General features: G+C 43.8%; 16 protein-coding genes and 1 pseudogene. 11 read left to right on the top strand and 6 right to left on the bottom strand.

Annotated features, from left to right (window positions below; genetic code table 11):
• Window positions 1–130 precede the first annotated feature (130 nt).
• Window positions 131–259, top strand: a pseudogene (locus Q4B79_RS00345) (IS1 family transposase); the annotation flags it as partial.
• Between the two features lie 165 nt (window positions 260–424).
• Here the strand turns inward: Q4B79_RS00345 and leuA are convergent.
• Window positions 425–2,146, bottom strand: a complete 1,722-nt coding sequence (gene leuA, locus Q4B79_RS00340) for a 2-isopropylmalate synthase (RefSeq protein ID WP_303084432.1) — start codon at window positions 2,144–2,146, stop codon at window positions 425–427.
• A 227-nt stretch (window positions 2,147–2,373) separates the two neighbouring features.
• Here leuA and Q4B79_RS00335 point away from each other — a divergent pair, with 227 nt between their 5' ends.
• Window positions 2,374–2,856 carry an Lrp/AsnC family transcriptional regulator gene (locus Q4B79_RS00335; protein WP_303084431.1) on the top strand — a complete coding sequence of 161 codons (483 nt, stop codon included), beginning with the start codon at window positions 2,374–2,376 and terminating at the stop codon, window positions 2,854–2,856.
• Between the two features lie 54 nt (window positions 2,857–2,910).
• Entirely contained in the window at window positions 2,911–3,375 is a 465-nt protein-coding gene (locus Q4B79_RS00330; protein WP_303084430.1) for a hypothetical protein, read from the top strand.
• Between the two features lie 62 nt (window positions 3,376–3,437).
• Here the strand turns inward: Q4B79_RS00330 and Q4B79_RS00325 are convergent, their stop codons facing one another.
• The 4 genes from Q4B79_RS00325 to Q4B79_RS00310 form a co-directional block, all read right to left on the bottom strand.
• Complete coding sequence (locus tag Q4B79_RS00325; protein WP_303084429.1) at window positions 3,438–4,016, bottom strand: manganese efflux pump MntP family protein; 579 nt, start codon at window positions 4,014–4,016, stop codon at window positions 3,438–3,440.
• Between the two features lie 3 nt (window positions 4,017–4,019).
• A complete protein-coding gene (mfd, locus tag Q4B79_RS00320; protein ID WP_303084428.1) occupies window positions 4,020–7,604 on the bottom strand; it encodes a transcription-repair coupling factor in 3,585 nt (1,194 codons plus the stop codon).
• Window positions 7,605–7,713: 109 nt separating this feature from the next.
• On the bottom strand, window positions 7,714–9,528 hold the full coding sequence (locus Q4B79_RS00315; protein ID WP_303084427.1) for a SurA N-terminal domain-containing protein: 1,815 nt from the start codon (window positions 9,526–9,528) through the stop codon (window positions 7,714–7,716).
• A 76-nt stretch (window positions 9,529–9,604) separates the two neighbouring features.
• Window positions 9,605–10,234 carry a MarC family protein gene (locus Q4B79_RS00310; RefSeq protein ID WP_303084426.1) on the bottom strand — a complete coding sequence of 210 codons (630 nt, stop codon included), beginning with the start codon at window positions 10,232–10,234 and terminating at the stop codon, window positions 9,605–9,607.
• Window positions 10,235–10,403: 169 nt separating this feature from the next.
• On the opposite strand from Q4B79_RS00310, the gene queC reads away from it, so the two are divergent.
• From queC to Q4B79_RS00295, 3 genes are all read left to right on the top strand, one after another.
• On the top strand, window positions 10,404–11,111 hold the full coding sequence (gene queC, locus Q4B79_RS00305; protein ID WP_303084425.1) for a 7-cyano-7-deazaguanine synthase QueC: 708 nt from the start codon (window positions 10,404–10,406) through the stop codon (window positions 11,109–11,111).
• 43 nt (window positions 11,112–11,154) lie between these two features.
• A complete protein-coding gene (locus tag Q4B79_RS00300; protein ID WP_303084424.1) occupies window positions 11,155–11,742 on the top strand; it encodes a TetR/AcrR family transcriptional regulator in 588 nt (195 codons plus the stop codon).
• A gap of 361 nt (window positions 11,743–12,103) precedes the next feature.
• Entirely contained in the window at window positions 12,104–12,589 is a 486-nt protein-coding gene (locus tag Q4B79_RS00295) for a hypothetical protein (RefSeq protein WP_303084423.1), read from the top strand.
• 234 nt (window positions 12,590–12,823) lie between these two features.
• On the opposite strand, the gene Q4B79_RS00290 is transcribed toward Q4B79_RS00295, so the two are convergent.
• Entirely contained in the window at window positions 12,824–14,137 is a 1,314-nt protein-coding gene (locus tag Q4B79_RS00290) for an NCS2 family permease (protein WP_303084422.1), read from the bottom strand.
• A gap of 200 nt (window positions 14,138–14,337) precedes the next feature.
• On the opposite strand from Q4B79_RS00290, the gene Q4B79_RS00285 reads away from it, so the two are divergent.
• The 5 genes from Q4B79_RS00285 to Q4B79_RS00265 all read left to right on the top strand — a co-directional run.
• Window positions 14,338–14,823, top strand: coding sequence for a peroxiredoxin (locus Q4B79_RS00285; RefSeq protein ID WP_303084421.1), 486 nt, complete (start codon window positions 14,338–14,340; stop codon window positions 14,821–14,823).
• A 6-nt stretch (window positions 14,824–14,829) separates the two neighbouring features.
• Window positions 14,830–16,026, top strand: coding sequence for a glycosyltransferase (locus Q4B79_RS00280; RefSeq protein WP_303084420.1), 1,197 nt, complete (start codon window positions 14,830–14,832; stop codon window positions 16,024–16,026).
• A gap of 338 nt (window positions 16,027–16,364) precedes the next feature.
• Window positions 16,365–17,504 (top strand): aspartate-semialdehyde dehydrogenase, encoded by a 1,140-nt coding sequence (asd, locus tag Q4B79_RS00275; RefSeq protein ID WP_303084419.1) that lies wholly within the window; start codon window positions 16,365–16,367, stop codon window positions 17,502–17,504.
• Window positions 17,505–17,757: 253 nt separating this feature from the next.
• Entirely contained in the window at window positions 17,758–19,227 is a 1,470-nt protein-coding gene (locus tag Q4B79_RS00270) for a FimV family protein (RefSeq protein WP_303084418.1), read from the top strand.
• Window positions 19,228–19,379: 152 nt separating this feature from the next.
• Window positions 19,380–20,632 (top strand): hypothetical protein (locus Q4B79_RS00265; protein WP_303084417.1); only part of this gene is annotated, 1,253 nt, incomplete at its 3' end.

Raw genomic sequence — 20,632 nt, 5'->3', positions numbered from 1 at the left:
ATTCTACCATAACCCAACAAACTACCAATGAATCAAACATTTACCCATTGCCCTAAGTGCCAATCTCAGCATTTTGTCAAAGCAGGCTTTAACAATGGCAGACAACGCTATGAGTGTAAGGGTTGTAGTCATTATCAGACATTACTTAGCAAGGTTTAAAAGAAAAACCAAATGTTATTCTAAATGTCAGACTATGATAGAATGCTCACTTAATCTGCTCTTTGCTAAGTGGAATGGGTGTTTGAGGTTTGTATTTTGAATTAACAATGCCTTATTTTTTACAATCAATAAAAACATTCAAGTTTTAATATTGATGCTCATCATACCCCATTTGAAATTTTCCAAATTTCACAATTTATTTAGGATTATGTTAAATAAATTTTAAACCATAAAAAAGAGCGAATCTCTCCGCTCTTTTTTGGGATTACCACGCCTGCGATAAGGCTGACAAGACCGCTTTTAACATGGAAGATACCGTGCTGTTGCACACACCGATACCCGAATAGACCTTGCCACCAACATTGAGCTGAACATAAGACACCGCCGCCGAATGGGTTTGGTTGTCACCAAGCTCATCATCTAGCACGCTTGGCGTGGCTTTGGTATTGATGGCGTGCTCAGAATAATTGGTTACATGAATGTCTTTGCCCGTTACTTTTACGAGTCCATCAATAAATGCCGACAACGCCCCATTGCCCTGACCGATGATTTGTAGCACTTCATCAGTAGTGGCAACTTGCCCTTCAAAAGAAACATTACCCCCTGTATTTTTGATGTGATAATCACTAAGCTTAAAGGTTTCTTGAGTCAAGAAAGTACGAGTAAAGATGTCAAGAAGCTCTTCGGTTTTAAGCTCACGAGCCAGCGTCTCAGCTTCGTTTTGCACCACTTTGGCAAAGTCAATCTGCGTCCAACGAGGCAAATCAAAACCATAGTGGCGTTGGAGGATATAAGCCGCCCCACCCTTACCTGATTGGCTATTGATACGCACCACATCTTGATAGCTACGCCCAATATGCACAGGGTCAATGGGTAGATATGCCACGTCCCAATGTTTTTCGGTTTCGGGGTGTTTTTCGTTATAATCGAGTGATTTTTTAATCGCATCTTGGTGCGAACCAGAGAATGCAGTAAACACAAGCTCGCCCACATAGGCATGGCGGGGATGCACAGGCAAGTTGGTGCATTCGGTCGCCACTTGCACAATCTCGCTCACTTGCGACAAGTCAAGCTCAGGGTCAACGCCTTGCGTGTACAAGTTCATCGCCATCGTCAAAATGTCCATGTTGCCCGTACGCTCACCATTACCCAAGAGCGTCCCCTCCACACGGTCAGCCCCTGCCATGACACCAAGCTCACTCGCTGCCACGCCACAACCTCGGTCATTGTGGGTGTGTAGGCCGATAATCACATCTTTGCGACTGGGCAAATGACGGCAAAAATACTCAATCTGGTCGGCATAGAGATTTGGCGTACTCGCCTCAACGGTCGCAGGCAAGTTTAAAATCACCTTTTGCCCATCTTGTGGTCGCCACACATCGCAGACTGCTTGGCACACTTCTACGGCAAAATCGGTCTCGGTTTGGCTAAAACTCTCAGGGCTATATTGGAACGTCCACTCAGTATCAGGATAGCGTTTGGCGATGTCTCGTAGCAAAGTCGCTCCATTGACCGCAATCGCCTTAATGCCCTCTTTGTCAAGCTGATAAACCTTGTCTCGTTGCACTTTGGAGGTGCTGTTGTACACATGGACAATGGCTTTTTTTGCCCCTTGCAAACTCTCAAAAGTGCGTTCAATCAAATGCTCACGAGCCTGCACAAGCACCTGCAAAGTAACATCATCAGGCACATGACCACCCTCAATCAACAGACGAGTAAAGTCAAATTCCACTTGGGCAGCAGACGGAAATCCAATCTCAATCTCTTTAAAGCCCACCGCCACCAAAAGTTTAAAAAATTTCAACTTTTGCTCAATCGTCATGGGGTCGATGAGGGCTTGGTTGCCGTCTCGCAAATCCACACTCGCCCAGATGGGGGCTTTTTCGATGCGTTTATCACACCAAGTACGGTCTGGAATGTGCGGAGCAAATTCAAAAGGACGGTATTTGGTAAAATCAAAGGCAGGGTTTTTGGGGGTGATTTTCATCGTTTGGCTCTCTTTTGATTTGGCTGTTAAGTTGGGCGAATTGCAATTCGCCCCTACGGTTCATTTTTTAACATTACCATAAAATTTTTAGGCAATTTTTTATGATTTATATAATAGCAAATTTTTTAAATAATTTTAACCAATTTTACCAAAATTTTGGCAAATTTTTGTACAAATTCCCCAAAGTTATGATAAAATTTAGTGAAATTCACTACAAATTCACAATTATGCAAACCCTACCACCAAATGCTACCGCCAATTTAGACCAAACCGACAAAAAACTGCTCCACCACCTAACCAAAAACGCCCGCCTGAGCATTGGCGAGCTTGCCGAGCTTGTCAATCTCTCCGCCACGCCCACCGCAAGACGCATCAAACGCCTTGAAGAACTGGGCTTAATCACAGGCTATCACGCCCACACAAGCCCCGAAAAATTGGGCTACACGCTGTCGGTTTTTGTGGCGGTCAGTATGGACAAGCACACGGACGAACGCTTTGGCGAATTTGAAAACCAAATCAAATCGTTTGATGAAGTGGTGGCGTGTAGCCTTGTTACGGGGCGGTCGGAAGATTATTTGTTAAAGGTAATGGTGAGAGATATGCGACATTATGAAGAATTTTTGCTCCATAGACTGAGCAAAATTGAAGGCGTAAGCCAGCTGCATACCAGTTTTGAATTAAGGGAAGTGTTTCATAGAAGTGTGGTTTGAATTTAAAAAACAAATACTCTATAATCAAAAAAAGCATTTTTCAAGGAGTTCTTTATGGACAAAAAAGAATTGATTTATCAAACCTGTCTATCGGTAGTTAAACACATTAAAAATCTAATCGCTTACGAAAATGACACAGGCATTAGAAAGGGTTATCATTCAAGATTATTTCAACATTTATTACACCCAGAACAAGATTTTTTATTATTGGGGTGTTCAAAAAAATTATTGCAAGACCAAAATTCCACAGCACACCCTGAACACATTGTTCCTTGTTCCTATATGATATGGGAATTAGAAAGATTAATTCGTGAAAATCAATATTCTGATGAAGTTCTAGCAACCGCCTTGCAGAAAAATTGGCAAATTGCTTTTATCACCAAAGATGAAATGTATTACCTAGACACAAAAGCTGGGCTTAATTTAAAAAGCACAATGCCCGAAAATTGGGATTTTATAACAGGCGACCCAGAAATTAGGCTAAAAATGGCAAATATTGAATTGGATTATGATATTTAACCGTAGGTGCATATTACGCACCTTACAACCAATGGCTTAATACTTATTTAAATCACAAAAAATCAATGAGCCATTAAATGCGTTACCAAAATAAATATCCCAATACCAATCAAAACAATACCGCCCATAATTTGGGCTTTATTACCGACTTCTTTGCCGATTTTTGCCCCCAAATAGACACCAAAAGTTGCCATGATGGTGGTTGCCATGCCGATGAGAAAACTTGCCAACCAAATATTGACTTCCAAAAAAGCAAGGCTTACGCCAATAATCATCGCATCAATGCTGGTGGCAAAGGCGGTCAAGATGGTTTTGGCAAGGCTGTTTTTGACAGGCTCGCCATCATCGTCTTTGCCAAACATCGCCTCATAAATCAAATGCACGCCAAGCCCACCCAGCAAAATAAAGCTGACCCAATGGTCAAAGCCCTGCACCAAATCTTGTGCCAACACGCCCAAATAATAGCCAATCACAGGCGTAATTGCTTCCACAATACCAAAGACAATGCCGATTTTAAAGGCTTGGAGTAAGCGATTGTGTGCATTACCCGACAAATCCGCACTCGCCCCTCGCACCACAGATGCGGCAAAAGCATCCATAGACATACCAAAGGACAGGGCGGCTAGGGTAATGATGTTCATCGGTTAATGTTCCACCTGTGATGATACATTTTTGGCAAAATAACTAAGTAACTCCAATGTTCTATCCAGCCTGACCGACAACTCCATCTCTTCATAGGCAGTAAATTTGAGTCCTGTCGCCCCATTCATGCGGTACACACCTTCTTTATGCTCTGACTGTATCAATCTGATAATCGCCATCGCATCCACCACTGTATCAGAGCGAAACTCAAAGGTCATGGCACTTGCAGAGATGTCCATACGTATGATCCCAAGCGGTTCTGCCTTGATACGCAGACGATGTACCGCAAATAGATTTTGACCTTGTGTGGGTAATGCCCCAAAACGGTCTATCATCTCAACACGTAGGTCGTTTAGTTCAGTGATGTCCGCAGCTGATGAAATACGTTTATAAAACATCAAACGCTCATGCACATCACCCAAATAATCATCAGGAATAAGAGCAGAGGCATGAATATTAATATCACTCACAATATCTAATGGCGTGGCAAGGCTTGGCGTTTTGCCTGCTTTGATGGCACGAGTGGCTCTCTCCAACATATCCATGTACAGACCAAACCCAATGGTCTGCATGTTGCCTGATTGCTCCTTACCCAAAATCTCGCCTGCCCCACGAATCTCCAAGTCCTCGCTAGCAAGCATAAATCCAGCCCCAAGCGTATTCGCCTTTGTGATGGCGTCAAGGCGTTTTTTAGCATCGGCGGTTAGCCCCTTAATGGACGGCACAAGCAAATAACAATACGCCTGATGATGACTTCGCCCTACCCTACCCCGCAGCTGGTGTAATTGAGCCAAACCAAATTTATCAGCACGATTGATGATGATGGTATTGGCATTTGGCACATCAATGCCAGTCTCAATGATGGTGCTTGCCACTAATACGTTAAATTTTTTGTGATAAAAATCACTCATGACCGCTGACAGCTCTTTTTCATTCATCTGCCCATGTGCCACGCCCACACGTGCCTCCGCCACCAGCTCACGCAATGTCTCTGCCATCGTCTCAATGCTTGCCACGTCATTGTGCAAAAAGTACACCTGACCACCTCGCAATATCTCACGTAGTATCGCATCTGTAATGGTCTCATTGGACTTAGGCATGACAAATGTTTTGATGGCAAGACGGCGGGCAGGCGGCGTGGCAATGATAGAAATATCCTGCATGCCAGAGAGTGCCATATTAAGCGTACGAGGAATGGGCGTGGCAGTCATGGATAAGCTGTCCACATCTGATTGCATGGCTTTGATTTTTTCTTTATGTCGCACCCCAAAACGATGCTCCTCATCGACAATCATCAGACCTAAATTTTTAAATTTCACGTCATCTTGCAGCAATTTATGCGTACCAATCACAATGTCCACTTGACCATCAGCCAGCTCTGCAAGCACTTTATCTTGGGCTTTTTTGGTCGAAAAACGAGACAGACTCTCAATTCTTACCGCCCAATCAGCAAAACGACTTCTAAAACTATCCTCATGCTGACCTGCAAGCAAAGTAGTCGGCACAAGCACGGCGACCTGATAGCCTGCGGACACCGCCACAAACGCTGCACGCATGGCAACTTCTGTCTTACCAAAACCGACATCACCACAAATAAGCCTATCCATAGGCTTGGTTTGTTTCATGTCAGCTAGCACGCTTTCAATCGCTAGGGCTTGATCAAAAGTTTCCTCAAAAGCAAAACCACTGGCAAACAGTTCATATTCTGCCATATTAATAGGAAAGCTAATGCCCAACTTGGCAGCACGGCGAGCCTGTACATTCAAAAGCTCTGCCGCCACATCATAAATCTGCGTCAAGGCTTTTTCTTTGGCCTTATTCCATTTGCCCGAACCCAGCTTGGAGAGTGCCACCGCCTCAGAATCTGTGCCACTGTACCGCCCAATCAAGGCAAGATTGGCAATCGGCACATAGACGCTGGCGTCATCGGCATATTTTAGGTGAATAAATTCCTGCTCGCCCTCACCCACATCAAGCACCATCAACCCTTGATAGCGACCAATGCCGTGTTCGATATGCACCACCAAACTACCTTCATTCAGTTCTGTTACCGACTTTACCAAGAACGCTTGGGAGATGCTAGATTGACGGCGACGGCGTGTTTGTAGCACTTGTCTACCAAAAATCTGTGTCTCGCTAATCACGCATAAATGTCGCTCATTAGAACCAAGCCACAGCCCACGCTCAATGGAAGCAACCGTCAGGGCAACTGTGGGGAGCTGTTTATTTTGGGTGGTTTTATAAAATCGTTCATAAAATTCCTCAAAATCCGCCACAAGCTCGACGTTAATTTTGCCCTTTAATAATTCCAACAAAATCTCACGTCGCCCTGCACTCTCCGCCACAAGCAATATTGATTTGGTCTCTGCCTCATCGTAAATAAAGTCTAACAACAGTTGAAGTGGTTCGGCAAGCTGATGATTAACAGCTAATGACGGTGGCGACAAACTAAGCACGTCCACAAAACCAGAAGTGCCGTCCAAACCTACGCCAAACATGATTTTTGGGTATTTTTTTAGGTAACCAAACAACGCCTCTTTGGATAAATACAACTCAGCTGGGGCTAAAATTGGCTTATCTTTATCGTGCCGTCTTGCCTCATAACGTTGCTTGACTTGCCTAAAAAATTCATCATAACGTCCATCAAGCTCATCACTAGTTACCACCAAAGTGTTTTGTGGTAAATATGAAAATAATGTTCCCTCCTCTTGCCATTTTTTTAAATCAAAAAACAATGGCATGTAATACTCTATACCAGCAGGAACAACCCCCTCCATGACATCATTATACAGCTCAAATTTTCGTGCCGACACATCGGCAAACATGCTGGCGAAGTTTTGGCGAAACAGTTCACGGCTCTCTTGTAAGTCAAACTCACGTGCTGGCAAAATACTAAATCTATCAACTTTTGCAAGCTCTGGCAATTTATGCACAGCAAGCATGCCTATTCCAGTATGTGCGTCTTTTTTGAGCTGTGCCAAGCCCTCATCAGATAGTGTTCTTTGTGTCTCGGGGTTAAAAAATCGAATGCTCTCTATCTCATCATCAAATAGATCTAAACGAAATGGCAAAGCCTGACCCATCGCAAAAATATCTACGACACTACCACGTACCGCAAATTCCCCTGGCTCAAAAACATTATCCACCGCCCGATAGCCTGCTTTAGTAAGTCTTGTCCGTTCATCAGCCAAATCAAATGTCGCCCCCACACTCAAATCAAAATGACGACCCAACAAAAACTGCGGAGGTACGATGCGTTGCATGAGCGTCTGCATGCTGACAAGTAGCACTCCTGATGTTGGCATGTCTGTCAAAAGACCGATTCTGTCTGAAATGATGTCTTGATGAACCAAAAGCTGATCATAAACAAGCGTTTCATAATCAGAGAATACATGTGCATCGATACCAAAAAACGCAAGCTCGGTTTCTAGTTGGTTTAGCTCGCTTTGGTCGTTGGTAACCACCATCATCAAGACATCGGAGTGGGTTTTGACATAGCAAGATAGCCAAAAAGCTTTATCACAGCTATCTTGGGTGTGAAATTTGGTGGTATAAGCAGATTGTCGTATGGGTGTATGAATTTTCATAAAATACTAAATGATAATAAAAACTTTAAATTGAGTTGAGGTGTGATTTTTCATGATTTTAAACACTCTCAGCAAATAAAAAACCCACAACCATGTGTGGGCTTTTATGTTATTGACCCATTGCACGCTCGTTAATTTGAATGTCCTTAGTGTCACGCAAGTAACGCAAATAATCTTGAAGCTGATCTTGTCCGACATTATCGCGAATGATTTTTGCCGCTGATGCACGCTCCTCCTTAGAGATTTGGGCGGTGGCGATGTTTTGTACAGGCCCCGCCACCATGACGCTCGCTCCTTGCTCAGTTTGCACCGACCACACACTCATGCCGTCTGCACGATGTTCGAACAAACTTGCTTGTTCGGCGGGGAGTAGATTGGGGCTTTGGCGAGTTACCACGCCAAGTGATGTTGCGGACTTAGCAAGCGTGTCGGCACTTTCACCGCTTTTATCTTGGGCGGTTTTTAGGGCAAGTTCGGTGGCTTTTTGTTTAACCAAAATCGCCTTAATATCCGCACTTGCCTCTGCTAATGATTTTACCTTGCTGTCTTGGTAGTTGGTGGGTTGCACCCAAACCGTCTTATCAGACAGGGTAACATTGGGACTGACCGACTGCTCAGTAATGGCAAACTCATCAAACGCCGCCAAAATAACCGACGGAGCAGAAAGCTCGCTGTTGTTTTTTTCTTTGGTGTAGCCTTTGATGGTGCGAGCAGTTAAGCCTGCCTCCTGAGCAATGTCAGCAATTCCCATGCCATCGGTCGCCATGCCATTAATTTTGGCAATCATGTCATTTAAGGCACTTAGTTTTTTGCGTTCATTGACTTGTTTGATAAGTTCATCACGCATACTCGCCAAGCTTGGGGCATCGCCTGCTTTGGTAACCTTAAAGAGGTGATAGCCAAATTGAGTCTGCACAGGGTCGCTGACCTTGCCAACATCTAGCTTATCAATGACACTCTCTACTACCTCACTACTATCCCCAAAAAATGCAGGATTAAATGTACCGATGTCGCCACCATTTGCCCCTGTGGGGTCTTCTGAATGAGCCTTTGCTAAGGTCTCGAAAGACTCGCCAGCATCAAGCTTCGCCTTAATGTCGGTGGCACGAGCTTTGGCATCATCACCCGTTAATAAAATATGAGCCAGCTGTTTTGCCGAGCCTGCATTGCTTGCCTTGTACTCTGCCAAAATCTCATCTTCGGTTGGGCTGTCTATTTTTAGGTCAGCATCGGTAAGTGCCACATACAACAAATCCACGCTAGGCGACTGATTCATGCTAGACTTATGGTTGTTATAATAAGTCTGTATTTCAGCATCACTAACGCTAACTTTATCCGCAAAATCCTGCCAATCATAACGAAGCACCCACGCTTCACGGCTTTGGGTTTGTAGGTCAATCAGACGACTAATCTGGTTATCTGGATAAATTGCCGTCCCCAAAAAGCCCCCCATAAACAGTCGAAGCGACAGCTGATTGCGAAACGTCGCAAAAAGCATGTCTTTGGTCATGCCACGACCTTGTAGATACTGGGCAAAAAGGTCATTGGAAAATTTACCATCAGAATCCAAAAAAGCTGGGTCGGTTTGGAGTATACGAGTAATAGCGTTATCTGATACTGTCATGCCAAAAAATTGCGTTTGATGTTCAAGTAACGCCCTATCAATCAAACCCTCCAAAATCTCATCATTTAGTGCTTTTTCGTCAATTAGGCTTGCATCCACCTGCTCTATTAAGCGATTGCGATAGCTGTTTACCTCTGATTGAAAGGTTCTAACATCGATGGCGGTATCCCCCACCTTGACAATTTCGTCAGGGGCGATATGACTACCGCCGCTAAATGACTGCACGCCCAAAAACGCCATTGGGATAAGCGTGATAATCAGTACCGCTTTACCCGCCCAACTCTGCATAAAATTACGCATCTTTTCCATAATACATCACATCTTAAAAGATAAATGGTTAATGATACAACATTTTGATAAAATTCTCAAAAATTTATCACGCCAACAACTGCGGAAATAACCCTCGAAGCCCATTGACCAAAATCTCAACCGCCACCGCCGCAAGAAGCATGCCCATGATACGACTTAGGATATTTAGCCCTGTATCGCCCAAAAAACGACTGATTTTACCTGCCGTCATCAAAGAAGCATAACAAATCAAGCTAATACACAGCCCAGCCGCCAAAATCGTCCCCACCTGAAATGCTCCTTTGACTTGACTGCTATAAATAATCACGGTTGAGATACCGCCTGGACCTATCATCATGGGTATGGCAAGAGGCACTACCGCCGAAGCAGTCAATGATGAATGCACTTCCACCTCATCTTCACTGGGCTTAACGGGATTGCCCCCACCATTCATCATATTAATGGCAATCAAAAACACCAAAATCCCACCTGCCACCTGAAACGAGCGAACAGAAATCCCCAAAATATTAAGCAAGCTCTCGCCCAAAATGGTAAAAAATGCAATACCAATAAATACTGTCAAACAAGAAATCTGTGCCACCCTTTGACGGTCTTTGGCACTATAACCCTTTGTTAAATTCAAAAATAACCCCAAAGCCCCAAAGGGGTTAATGAGTACCACAAACGCCAAAATGATTTTAACAAGTTCAGTATCCATGATGTGTCTTCGATGATTTTTTGGGTTTGGTATTTTAACATGATTTCTGAAAAATTTTTAGATAAAAAGAGTTTAACCTCGTCAATGCATAGTACTTTGCCATCGAAATCATCATTACAAAAATCCATACTCAATCCGCCATATTTTGTGATAAAATTTAGCGTTTTTAATGATGGCAATCACGAATATTATGTCCAATACAAAACACCAAAAGGCTGTTGTCTTATTTTCTGGGGGGCTAGATTCCACCACTTGTCTATACTGGGCGAGGGCAAATTTTGCTTCGGTAACCGCCATCAGTTTTCGCTATGGTCAGCGTCATAGTAGCGAGCTTAAATTTGCCGAGCGTATCGCCAAATCGCTTGGCGTGTCGCACCGCATCATTGATATTGACATCGCCCAACTTGGTGGTTCAGCCCTGACAGATACCAACATTAATGTACCAGATTATCAAGGCGATACAGACAGCGTGCCTGTTACCTATGTGCCTGCTCGCAACACCATTTTTTTATCCTACGCCCTTGCAGTGGCAGAAGTTACAGGGGCAAGTCATATTGTCATTGGGGTAAGCTCGGTGGATTTTTCAGGCTATCCTGACTGCCGAGCGGATTTTATCCACGCCTTTGAGGTCATGGCAAATCTGGCAACGGTGGCAGGCAGACAAGGCAACCGCCTATCCATCGTCGCCCCATTACAACACCTCTCCAAAGCCGAAACCCTAAAACTAGGCACATCGCTTGGCGTGGATTATGCTCAAACCGTGTCTTGCTATCAAGCTGACGATGATGGGCGAGCTTGTGGCGTGTGCGATAGTTGTGCGTTACGCAAACAAGGGTTTAGCGAAGCAGGCATGCCTGACCCCACTCGTTACCAGTAATCATTCCATCAAACCAAATACATACCAACCAGTCGGTTTTATTATGAATACCATAACCCCAGCTCCCAAACAAAAACGCAAAAACAACCCAGAACTGTTACGTCATGCCCTGATTATTTGCGCCAAAGACATCATGCTTGACGAAGGCATCGCCAACTTATCCCTCCAAAAAGTCGCCGACAAGGCAGGTACAAGCAAAGGGGGACTTTTCCATCATTTTAAAAATAAAGATGAATTGGTGGCAAGCGTGTTTGAGCTGTTTATCGCACAGGTCAATACCGCCATCATGAGTCAGATTGATGATGAATTTGGGGCATTCACACGAGCGTACGTCAAGGTCTTTTTTGATAATACTGATATTGGACTGACAAGCAATTGGTCAGGACTGATACGAGCGATGACGGCAGACAGCCAAATGCACGCCCTATGGACAAACTGGCTTAACCACAAACTCACCACCCACGCCAGCACCGACAGCGACATTCGCCTGACCGTTGTACGTCATGCGGTGGACGGAGCGTGGCTTGGTGGGGCAAAGGCAGATGATTTGCCTGTCATGAGGGATTATTTGCTTGGGCTGATTGATGAGATATCACAACGCCAATTCTCCCAAGATGTTATGGTAAATTAAACTCAAAATACACCACATTAAGTTTTCTGTTCGTGGTAAGCTTATCCAACCATGACGGAAAACCGTTTCACCCTTCGACCTAGCTCAGGGCGAACGGTTTTGGTGGTTTTTGAAGTTAAATCACCATATCATAAATCAATCTCAAAACACCGTAATCTGTAAGGTGCGTACAACGCACCATTTGGAGTATCAGTCCTTTTGGTGCGTGATACGCACCTGACGCAGATTTTATTAGAATGATGATAAATATTAAAAAAGACTTTGGAGAGTAGCCATTTAAACCTTGCAATTATGTAATTTTTGTGTAAAATACTGTAACGATAGCTGTTTTTATTGTCAACTTCACTGATTGAGGGCATGAATGAAAAAATTTATTGTCATCACCTGCCTTGCTGTTGCTCCGATGTTTGCCTTAACCGCATGTAGCAGTCCAGAAAAGAAAATGGAAAAAATCCGCCAAAGTCTAAAATCGCATGATTATGACAAGGACGATGATACCCTCAACAAAATTAGTGGTCCTATGGGTGGCAAAGTAGTCATCAACAACCAATACCCCAAAATTACTTTTAGTTTTCAATTTAATGAAATTTTAAAAGAGGAAATTCCAAAAGATAGCCTCAAAGGATTTGACAAACAAATGACCGAAGAAGTGTGTCGCCAAATTCCAGAACTTGATCAAATAGCGTCAAAAGCAGTTGGTGAAAGTAACACCAAATTATTTACCCAAGTTTTGCAAATAGATGGGGTAAATTTTGAATTTGTCTTTAAAGATAAAATTGGGCGTGATATTGTGGTTGTCAATCAAAAATTATCCAGTTGCCCTAATTTTGGCACGCTACTCAATTAATATACCAACCAAATTTAAAAACTGGTATAAAATTCACCATTGAATGGTAGGGGCGAATGATATTCACCCTTTTGTTTAAAACCTTTATTGGTTAGGCAAATGTGATTTGCCCCTACTTTAAAACCGTATCAAATTTATCGTTCAGTTGGTATAGTCAAAGAACTGCAAAATTGCCACAAAATTGGTTCAAAAAACCACTTATCAGCGATAAGTGGTTTTTATCATCAGCCCAATTTAAATCGCATACCCCAGTGCATAAAACGCCACCAGCACCACTGCGATGATGACTGTACCAACATTGAGCTTGTTAAATTCGCCAGAGATGATGCGACCTAGCACGAGTGAGCCAAAACCAAGCATAATCCCTGTAACAATGTTGGCAGTCAAGACGATAAACACCGCACAAATTAGCCCACTCATCGCCCCCACAAAGTCATCAAAATCAAGCTTTGAGACGTTGGAGAGCATGAGTAGCCCCACATACATAAGAGCAGGAGCGGTGGCATAGCTTGGCACCAAAAACGCCAATGGCTGAAAAAACAGCATAAGCAAAAAGAGTCCACCCACGACCACTGCCGTCAGACCTGTTTTACCGCCAACTGCCGTACCTGCTGCCGATTCGATATACACCGCCGCAGGAGCAGTCCCAAACACGCCAGACATGAGCGATGAGACCGAGTCTGCCGTGAGTGCCTTGCCACCGTTTATGATTTGACCGTCTTTATCAATGAGACCTGCCTGCCCTGCCACCGCACGAATCGTCCCTGTGGCATCAAACACCGCCGTCATCACAAGGGCAAATACCACAGGCAACACGGTGGCATTTAACGCCCCCATGATGTCTAGGTTAAAAAATAGGGATTCGCCAGACACGCTTGGCAATTTAAAAATCGAACCGCCAAATTTAACATTGGGGTCAAAAATCAGTCCCAAAATGGTAATGGCAATGATAACCCACAAGATACTGCCTTTAACCCCTCTTTTTTCAAGTCCGATGATGCTTGCCAAACCAATCAGCGACATGATGACACCAAAAGACATGAACTCACCCATTTTAACAGGTAAGCCTGCGTCATTTTTCACAACCAAGCCCACGCCATTGGTGGCGATGAGTAGCAAAAACAGTCCAATGCCAATCCCCGCTCCGTGTGCAATCGAGCTTGGTAAGTTTTTTAAAATCCACGCTCGTACACCTGTGATGGAGATGAGCGTAAACACCGCCCCCATTAAAAAAATCGCCCCCAGAGCAACAGGAATGGCGATTTTTTGACCGATAACCAAACTAAAAGCGGTAAAAGCCGTCAAACTGATGGCACAGCCAATCGCCATTGGCATATTGGCAAATACCCCAATCAAAATCGAGCCAAGCCCCGCCACCAAACAAGTGGCAATATACACCGATTCGGCAGGAAAACCTGCGTCTGCTAGCATACCCGGTACAACAATCACCGAATAGACCATCGCCAAAAAGGTGGTTAAACCTGCGATGACTTCTTGACGCACGGTTGAACCACGCTCAGCAATATTAAAAAAAGAAAGCAAAGACATAAAACGCCTTAAAATACATCAAAATAAGACCCCTAATTTTACCGCATTATTGCTATTTTTACAATTTTTAACGATAAATTTTGCAAAAAACCATCAACCTGAGTGCCGATGATATTTTATTAATGACATGGATTTGGGTAGCAATTTATCAAAATTTTCAGTAAAATAATCCACTACATCTTGTAATACTTATAATAACCATGAAAAATTCCTTCGAAACCATCCCCCTGCCTGATTTTGAATGCTCATTAGTAAGCCAAATTGACAGTGAAATTACCCAAAAATCCATCCGCCTTACCGATTTTACTGGTGGCGAGCAAGGCTTGATTTTGTATTTTTATCCCAAAGACAGTACGGCAGGTTGCACGGTGCAAGCCACCGATTTTACGGCATTGACGGATAAATTTACCCAAAAAGGCTATACCATAATTGGCGTGTCTCGTGATGGCGTCAAATCCCACCAAAATTTCATTTGCAAAAAAGAGCTGGGCATTGGGCTAATTAGCGATACAGACGAAAGACTGTGTCAACATTTTGATGTCATCAAAGAAAAAATGATGTACGGCAAAACCCATCTGGGTGTAGTGCGTTCTACTTTTGTCTTTGATAAAAACGGACAAATGACCGCAAGCTATCGCAACATCAAAGCCAAAGACCACGCCCAAGCCTTGCTTGATTTATTATAATTTGCCATGAAAGTCATGCACCTATCCTCATCGCTCAAACACGATGAAGCCGAGCGAGGGATTTATGCCATCACACACGCCCTAGCCAAAGCAGGTCATGAATCGGTCGTGATTGGTTCTGTCATGCCTGATAATGAGTTGGTGCTACGCCTACTAAGAGATGACACTATATATTACCGCCTGCCAATGACCAAAAAATCATGGTGGTCGCTCGTCTATGTGTTAAAATTACGACAGCTCATCTACGAACATCGTCCTGACATCATTCATGTGCATTCTCGTACACCTGCATGGGTGCTACATTGGGCATTACGACCCATCGCCAAAGACAAACGCCCAAAAACTGTGGCGATGGTGTATGGCTTTTATGCCCTGACATCTTATGACAAGGCTTTGTTTTATGCTGATGTGATTATTAGTGCCTCTCGCAGTATTGACCGCTATCTTAAAGAAAAACTCACTCTTAAAAAAGAGGAATACGCCATTGATGAATTTCCCTTTAAGGTGGTGTGCGTCAGACGTGGTGTGGACGTGCGTAAATACCCCTATCGCCATCATGTATCGGTACACTGGTTGCATGGGGTATTTGCACAATACCCAGAGCTTGAACACAAAAAATGGCTCGTATTTCCCACACCCATTGGACATGAATACGGTCAAGATTGGCTCATTGATATTTTGGGTAACCTCCAAGAAAAATTCCCAAACATTCACGCCATCATCATGGACGATGAACAATCCAACAATGCAGATGTTGCTCATGAGGAATTTGTTCAGCGTCTGCACGCCCTAAACCTACAAAACAAAACAACCTTCATCGGCAGGCGACCTCCTGACATGAGAGAGTGGCTTGCCGCCGCCAACGTTGTGCTTGCACTTGCCGAACACCCTGAAAGCATTGGCATTACCGCCATTCAAGCAATACATTTAGGCACACCTGTGGTTGGTTGGGCAAGGGGGGCATTTGCCGATATTTTATCCATTACCTACCCACAAGGACTGGTAAAAGAAGAAACCGCCATCGCCCTGTGCAAAAACATCAAATTCCACCTCCAAAACAAAACTCGCCCTGCCATGACTCACGAATACACCATCGACCAAATGACGGCTGAGACATTAGCGGTATATCAATCACTTATCCCTGATTGTAAATTGGTGGAAAAAGACAAAAAAGACAACTTAGTATGCATCAAAACATCATGACAGTCAGCCCGCCCATCATCAAGATAGGCGCTTAGCAATGTCATAAAAAATGCCCAGCTGTCTCAACTGGGCTTTGGGTAAGAAAAACATCATTCTTGATGTGTTGTTTTAATCTCCTTGTCATGCATTTTATTGATTTATACAGCCGTTCGCCATTGGCAAAAGTCCCAAATCTTTGTCAGTCAAAACCGACAAAGCCAGCTTTTTTAAAAATTTTTACAAAAAATACAAAAAATGCTTGATTTTTTTCCAATAAAAGTGCATATTTATAAGGTTTAGCTATTTGATGATTTACAACCTCATCACATCTTACATTCATTCACACAAAGGGGCAAAATATGGCTGAAAAATTAACCGTAGGCTTGGTAGGCTGGCGTGGTATGGTCGGTTCGGTACTGATGAACCGCATGATTGAAGAAGGCGATTTTGCCCACTTTACGCCTGTTTTTTTCTCAACGAGTAACGCAGGTGGCAACGCCCCTGATTTTGGTGGCGTGGTTACCAACGCTGGTACACTAAAAGACGCAAGCGACATCGCCGAGCTTGCCAAGTGCGATGCCATCATTACTTGTCAAGGGGGCGACTACACCAAAGCCGTCCACCCTGCCCTGCGTGAGAGCGGTTGGAATGGCTACTGGATTGATGCAGCCAGCTCACTTCGCATGGACGATGACGCCATCATTATCCTAGACCCTGTCAACCGTGATGTGATTGACAATGCTTTGGCAAATGGCAAAAAAGACTTCATTGGTGGTAACTGCACCGTCAGCCTTATGCTAATGGCAATCGGCGAGCTATTCCGCCGTGATTGGGTAGAGTGGGTTTCTGCCATGACTTACCAAGCTGCCTCTGGTGCAGGTGCCAACAACATGCGTGAGCTTATCACAGGCATGGGTGTATTGCGTGATAGTGTAGCGGACAAACTTGCCGACCCTGCGTCTGCCATCTTAGAAATTGACCGTACCATCGCTGACACTCAGCGTTCAGACACTTTCCCAAAACAGCATTTTGGGGCGGTGTTGGCAGGTAGTTTGATTCCCTACATCGACAGCCAACTTGAAAATGGTCAATCTCGTGAAGAGTGGAAAGGTCAAGCCGAAACCAACAAAATTTTGGGCAAAGCTGACAGCGAACTTATCAACATTGACGGCATTTGCGTGCGTATCGGGGCAATGCGTTGCCACAGCCAAGCCTTGACCATCAAACTCAAAAAAGACATTCCCCTTGCTGAGATTGAACAAGCCCTAAAAGACACCAATCACGCTTGGCTTGATGTTGTGCCCAACGACAAACCAGAAAGCATGGCACGCCTCACACCTGTTGCGGTAACTGGCACGCTTAATGTAGCTGTGGGTCGTCTTCGCAAAATGAATATGGGTGGCGAATATCTGACCGCCTTTACGGTGGGCGACCAACTTCTATGGGGAGCTGCTGAGCCACTTCGCCGTATGCTTGCCATCATTCAAGGACGGATTTAAATCATTCCTTGCCAACACTCGTCTTGGCATGGGTGTTGGCAAATTAAGTTTTTATAAAATGTCTTAATCGTTAATTTTTGTAAATTTTTACCAAAATTTAGTCGTTTGCGTGCATTTCAATACCATAATACTCGCAGATTATCAAAATCAACTAGCATTTTTTGCAATATTTTGTTATAAATGTCGCATAATGCCGTTATTTTATTTGACGGCTTGTTTTTAATCATATTTCAACCCTCCCAGAAGGATAGCTATGTCTTGGCATAAAACTCATCGCACTACTTCTATTTATCAAGCAGTGCTTGTCTCGTTAGTTGGCATGGTAAGCCTAAATGCCTCCGCCATGAATCTAGGTCAGGCCAATATCAAATCGGCACAACACGAGCCTTTGTCTGCCACCATCAATGTTACCAATATTGATGCAGCCAATTTCCATGCCTCCATCGCCAGTACTGACATCTATCGTCAAATGGGATTAAGTCCTGATGCTCAAATTTCGGTTAATTTTACTCCAACCTCAAATAACGCTGGTCAAATTGTCTTGACATCTAGCAAGCCAATCAGTACACCATTTGCAGACGTTGTCCTCAACCTAAATAACAATGGCGAACAAATCATTGAGCCGCAGACGTTACTCATGCCACTACCAGCTGGCACCGCTTTTACCCTACCTGATGATAAATCCACACAGGTGCTGACCGCCCCTACCAAACCAAATCTACCTGAGGTCAGTCCACTACCTGACAGTCATCACGCCCCAGATGTCTCAGATGCCAAAGAAAGTGATGAACAAATCAATGTACAAATCATCAATCAAAACGTACCCGTATTAGAACCTGTGCCGACTGCTGTGGGTAGTGCCAATGCCGAAGGCAATATCATCTCCAAAGAAGAAAAAGTACTGGCTCAACTAACTCCAGAGGGTGCAAATAAACAAATTAACGTGCTAACCGAAGAAATCGTCCGTCGTACGTATTCTGCTGGACAACCCATTGAGCCATCGCTACCACCATTACATGAAGAACCTGTCATTGCTCAAAATGCCACGCCTACCACCCCAAGTACCTCTAGTGAGACCCCAACTGGCGAAGCAGTGTACGTGGTTCAGCACGGAGACAGCTTATGGAGCATCGCTAATGCTATCGCCAAGGCTAATGACATGAAAGTAGGCGAGGTTATGACCGCCATTCATCAAGCCAATCCAGATGCTTTTAACAAGGGCAACATCAACCAACTCAAAACCAATGCTAGCCTAAACCTACCAAACTATCAGGTCGTTTTGTCTCAAAAAGCCATCGCTGAGGCAATCCATGCCAAACAAGAGAACGCTAAGAGCAACAATAAAACAACAACTGCCAAAGCCACAACCAAACAATCTACCAATAAGCAAGTAGCAAAAACCAATACGCCAAAACGTAGCAGTCAAGTTACTGCAAAACCTGCTCAGAAAGCTCTACCGAAGGCTCAAATGACCTTAGTAACACCAACTCAGCAAGGCAAGGCAACAGGCACTAGCAATAAATCCACGCCAAATGCGGTAACAGGCGGTAACAATAACCTAGCTGGCACTCTACAAAATACACGTCAGCAAACCGCTGGTCATGCCAAACGTGTTAATGAACTCAATCAAGAGCTGTCTTCGGCTGCTAAAAAAGTTCAGCTACAAAACCAAAAACTTGCCGAACTTGAAAATCGCCTCAAAAGCCTAAGGGAGCAAAAATAATACTTGCATAATTTTGATGGTTAGGATAGACATCCCTAACCGCTTCGCTGAGTATTATTTGACATGATCCACAATTTGCTTTATGCACATAATTAAAAAGCTAAATGCTGTTAGATTTGCATATTAGACAAATCTAATACGTAGGAGTTACTATGAGTACCATTCTTCTTGCCATCGGTGTTATTGTTATATTTGGTATTGTGGCGTTTTTTGTTTTTCAAAAATTACAAGCCCAAAAAACAGGATTGCCAACAACGCCACAGGTCAATCCCTTACAAGCACCAACACCCATGCCTACACCTGTCAGTACCAACGAGCTGGCCAAAGCTGAGGCATATGTTCAGAATCAAAATTATAATGAAGCAATTACCGAACTAAAACGCATCTTGATGACCAATCCACATCATCACGGTGCGATGCTTAAACTATTGCAAGTTTATGGTATTACCAAGCAGTTTTCTGCATTTAATCAACTGCATCAAAAAATTCATGAAATTGCCGATAGCGAAACCATTCGCGAGGCAGATTTTTGCAAGTCATTGCTTGCTGAAGAGATTGCAAAAACACAAACCAATAATCAAACACCAAATCCTGCGGCACCAACCCAAACAGATGCTGGATTGGAGCCCAATCTTAATGCCACTCCAGAGTCATCACTTGAATTTGATCTAGAAACGCTTGATGTACCAGAGCCAGCAGCTAAGACATCAGTGCCAGCAGAGCCTATGCTTGATTTAAACGATTTGAACTTTAATCCAAGTACACCCTCAGCAGCGCCTGCATCAGCACCATCACTGGATTTTGATGATTTGTCGTTCGATGAACCAAAAGATAATACTCTAATTGCGGCAACAGAACCAGCACCAAGCCTAGATTTGGGTAGTGATTTAGATTTTAATCTTGAACCACAAGCTCCTGTTTCTACTCCTGCTACTGAAACCAAATCAGATGGTTTGGACTTTGGGGATTTGGATTTGGGATTGGGTTCAGAGCCAGCACCAGTGGCAAAACCCACCATTACTCCTGTGGTTGAAACTAAGTCAAATGATGGTTTAGATTTTGGCGACTTAGATCTGGGACTAAGCACACCCGCTCCAACCCCAGTAGCAGAACCAGCACCAAGCCTAGATTTGGGTAGTGATTTAGATTTTAATCTTGAACCACAAGCTCCTGTTTCTACTCCTGCTACTGAAACCAAATCAGATGGTTTGGACTTTGGGGATTTGGATTTGGGATTGGGTTCAGAGCCTAAACCCATTGTTCAAGAACCAGCACCAAGCCTAGATTTGGGTAGTGATTTAGATTTTAATCTTGAACCACAAGCTCCTGTTTCTACTCCTGCTACTGAAACCAAATCAGATGGTTTGGACTTTGGGGATTTGGATTTGGGATTGGGTTCAGAGCC

Source organism: Moraxella sp. (assembly GCF_030525845.1).
Lineage (GTDB): Bacteria > Pseudomonadota > Gammaproteobacteria > Pseudomonadales > Moraxellaceae > Moraxella.
Note: the sequence above shows the minus strand (reverse complement) of the source record. Positions and strands in the feature narration are given on the sequence as shown.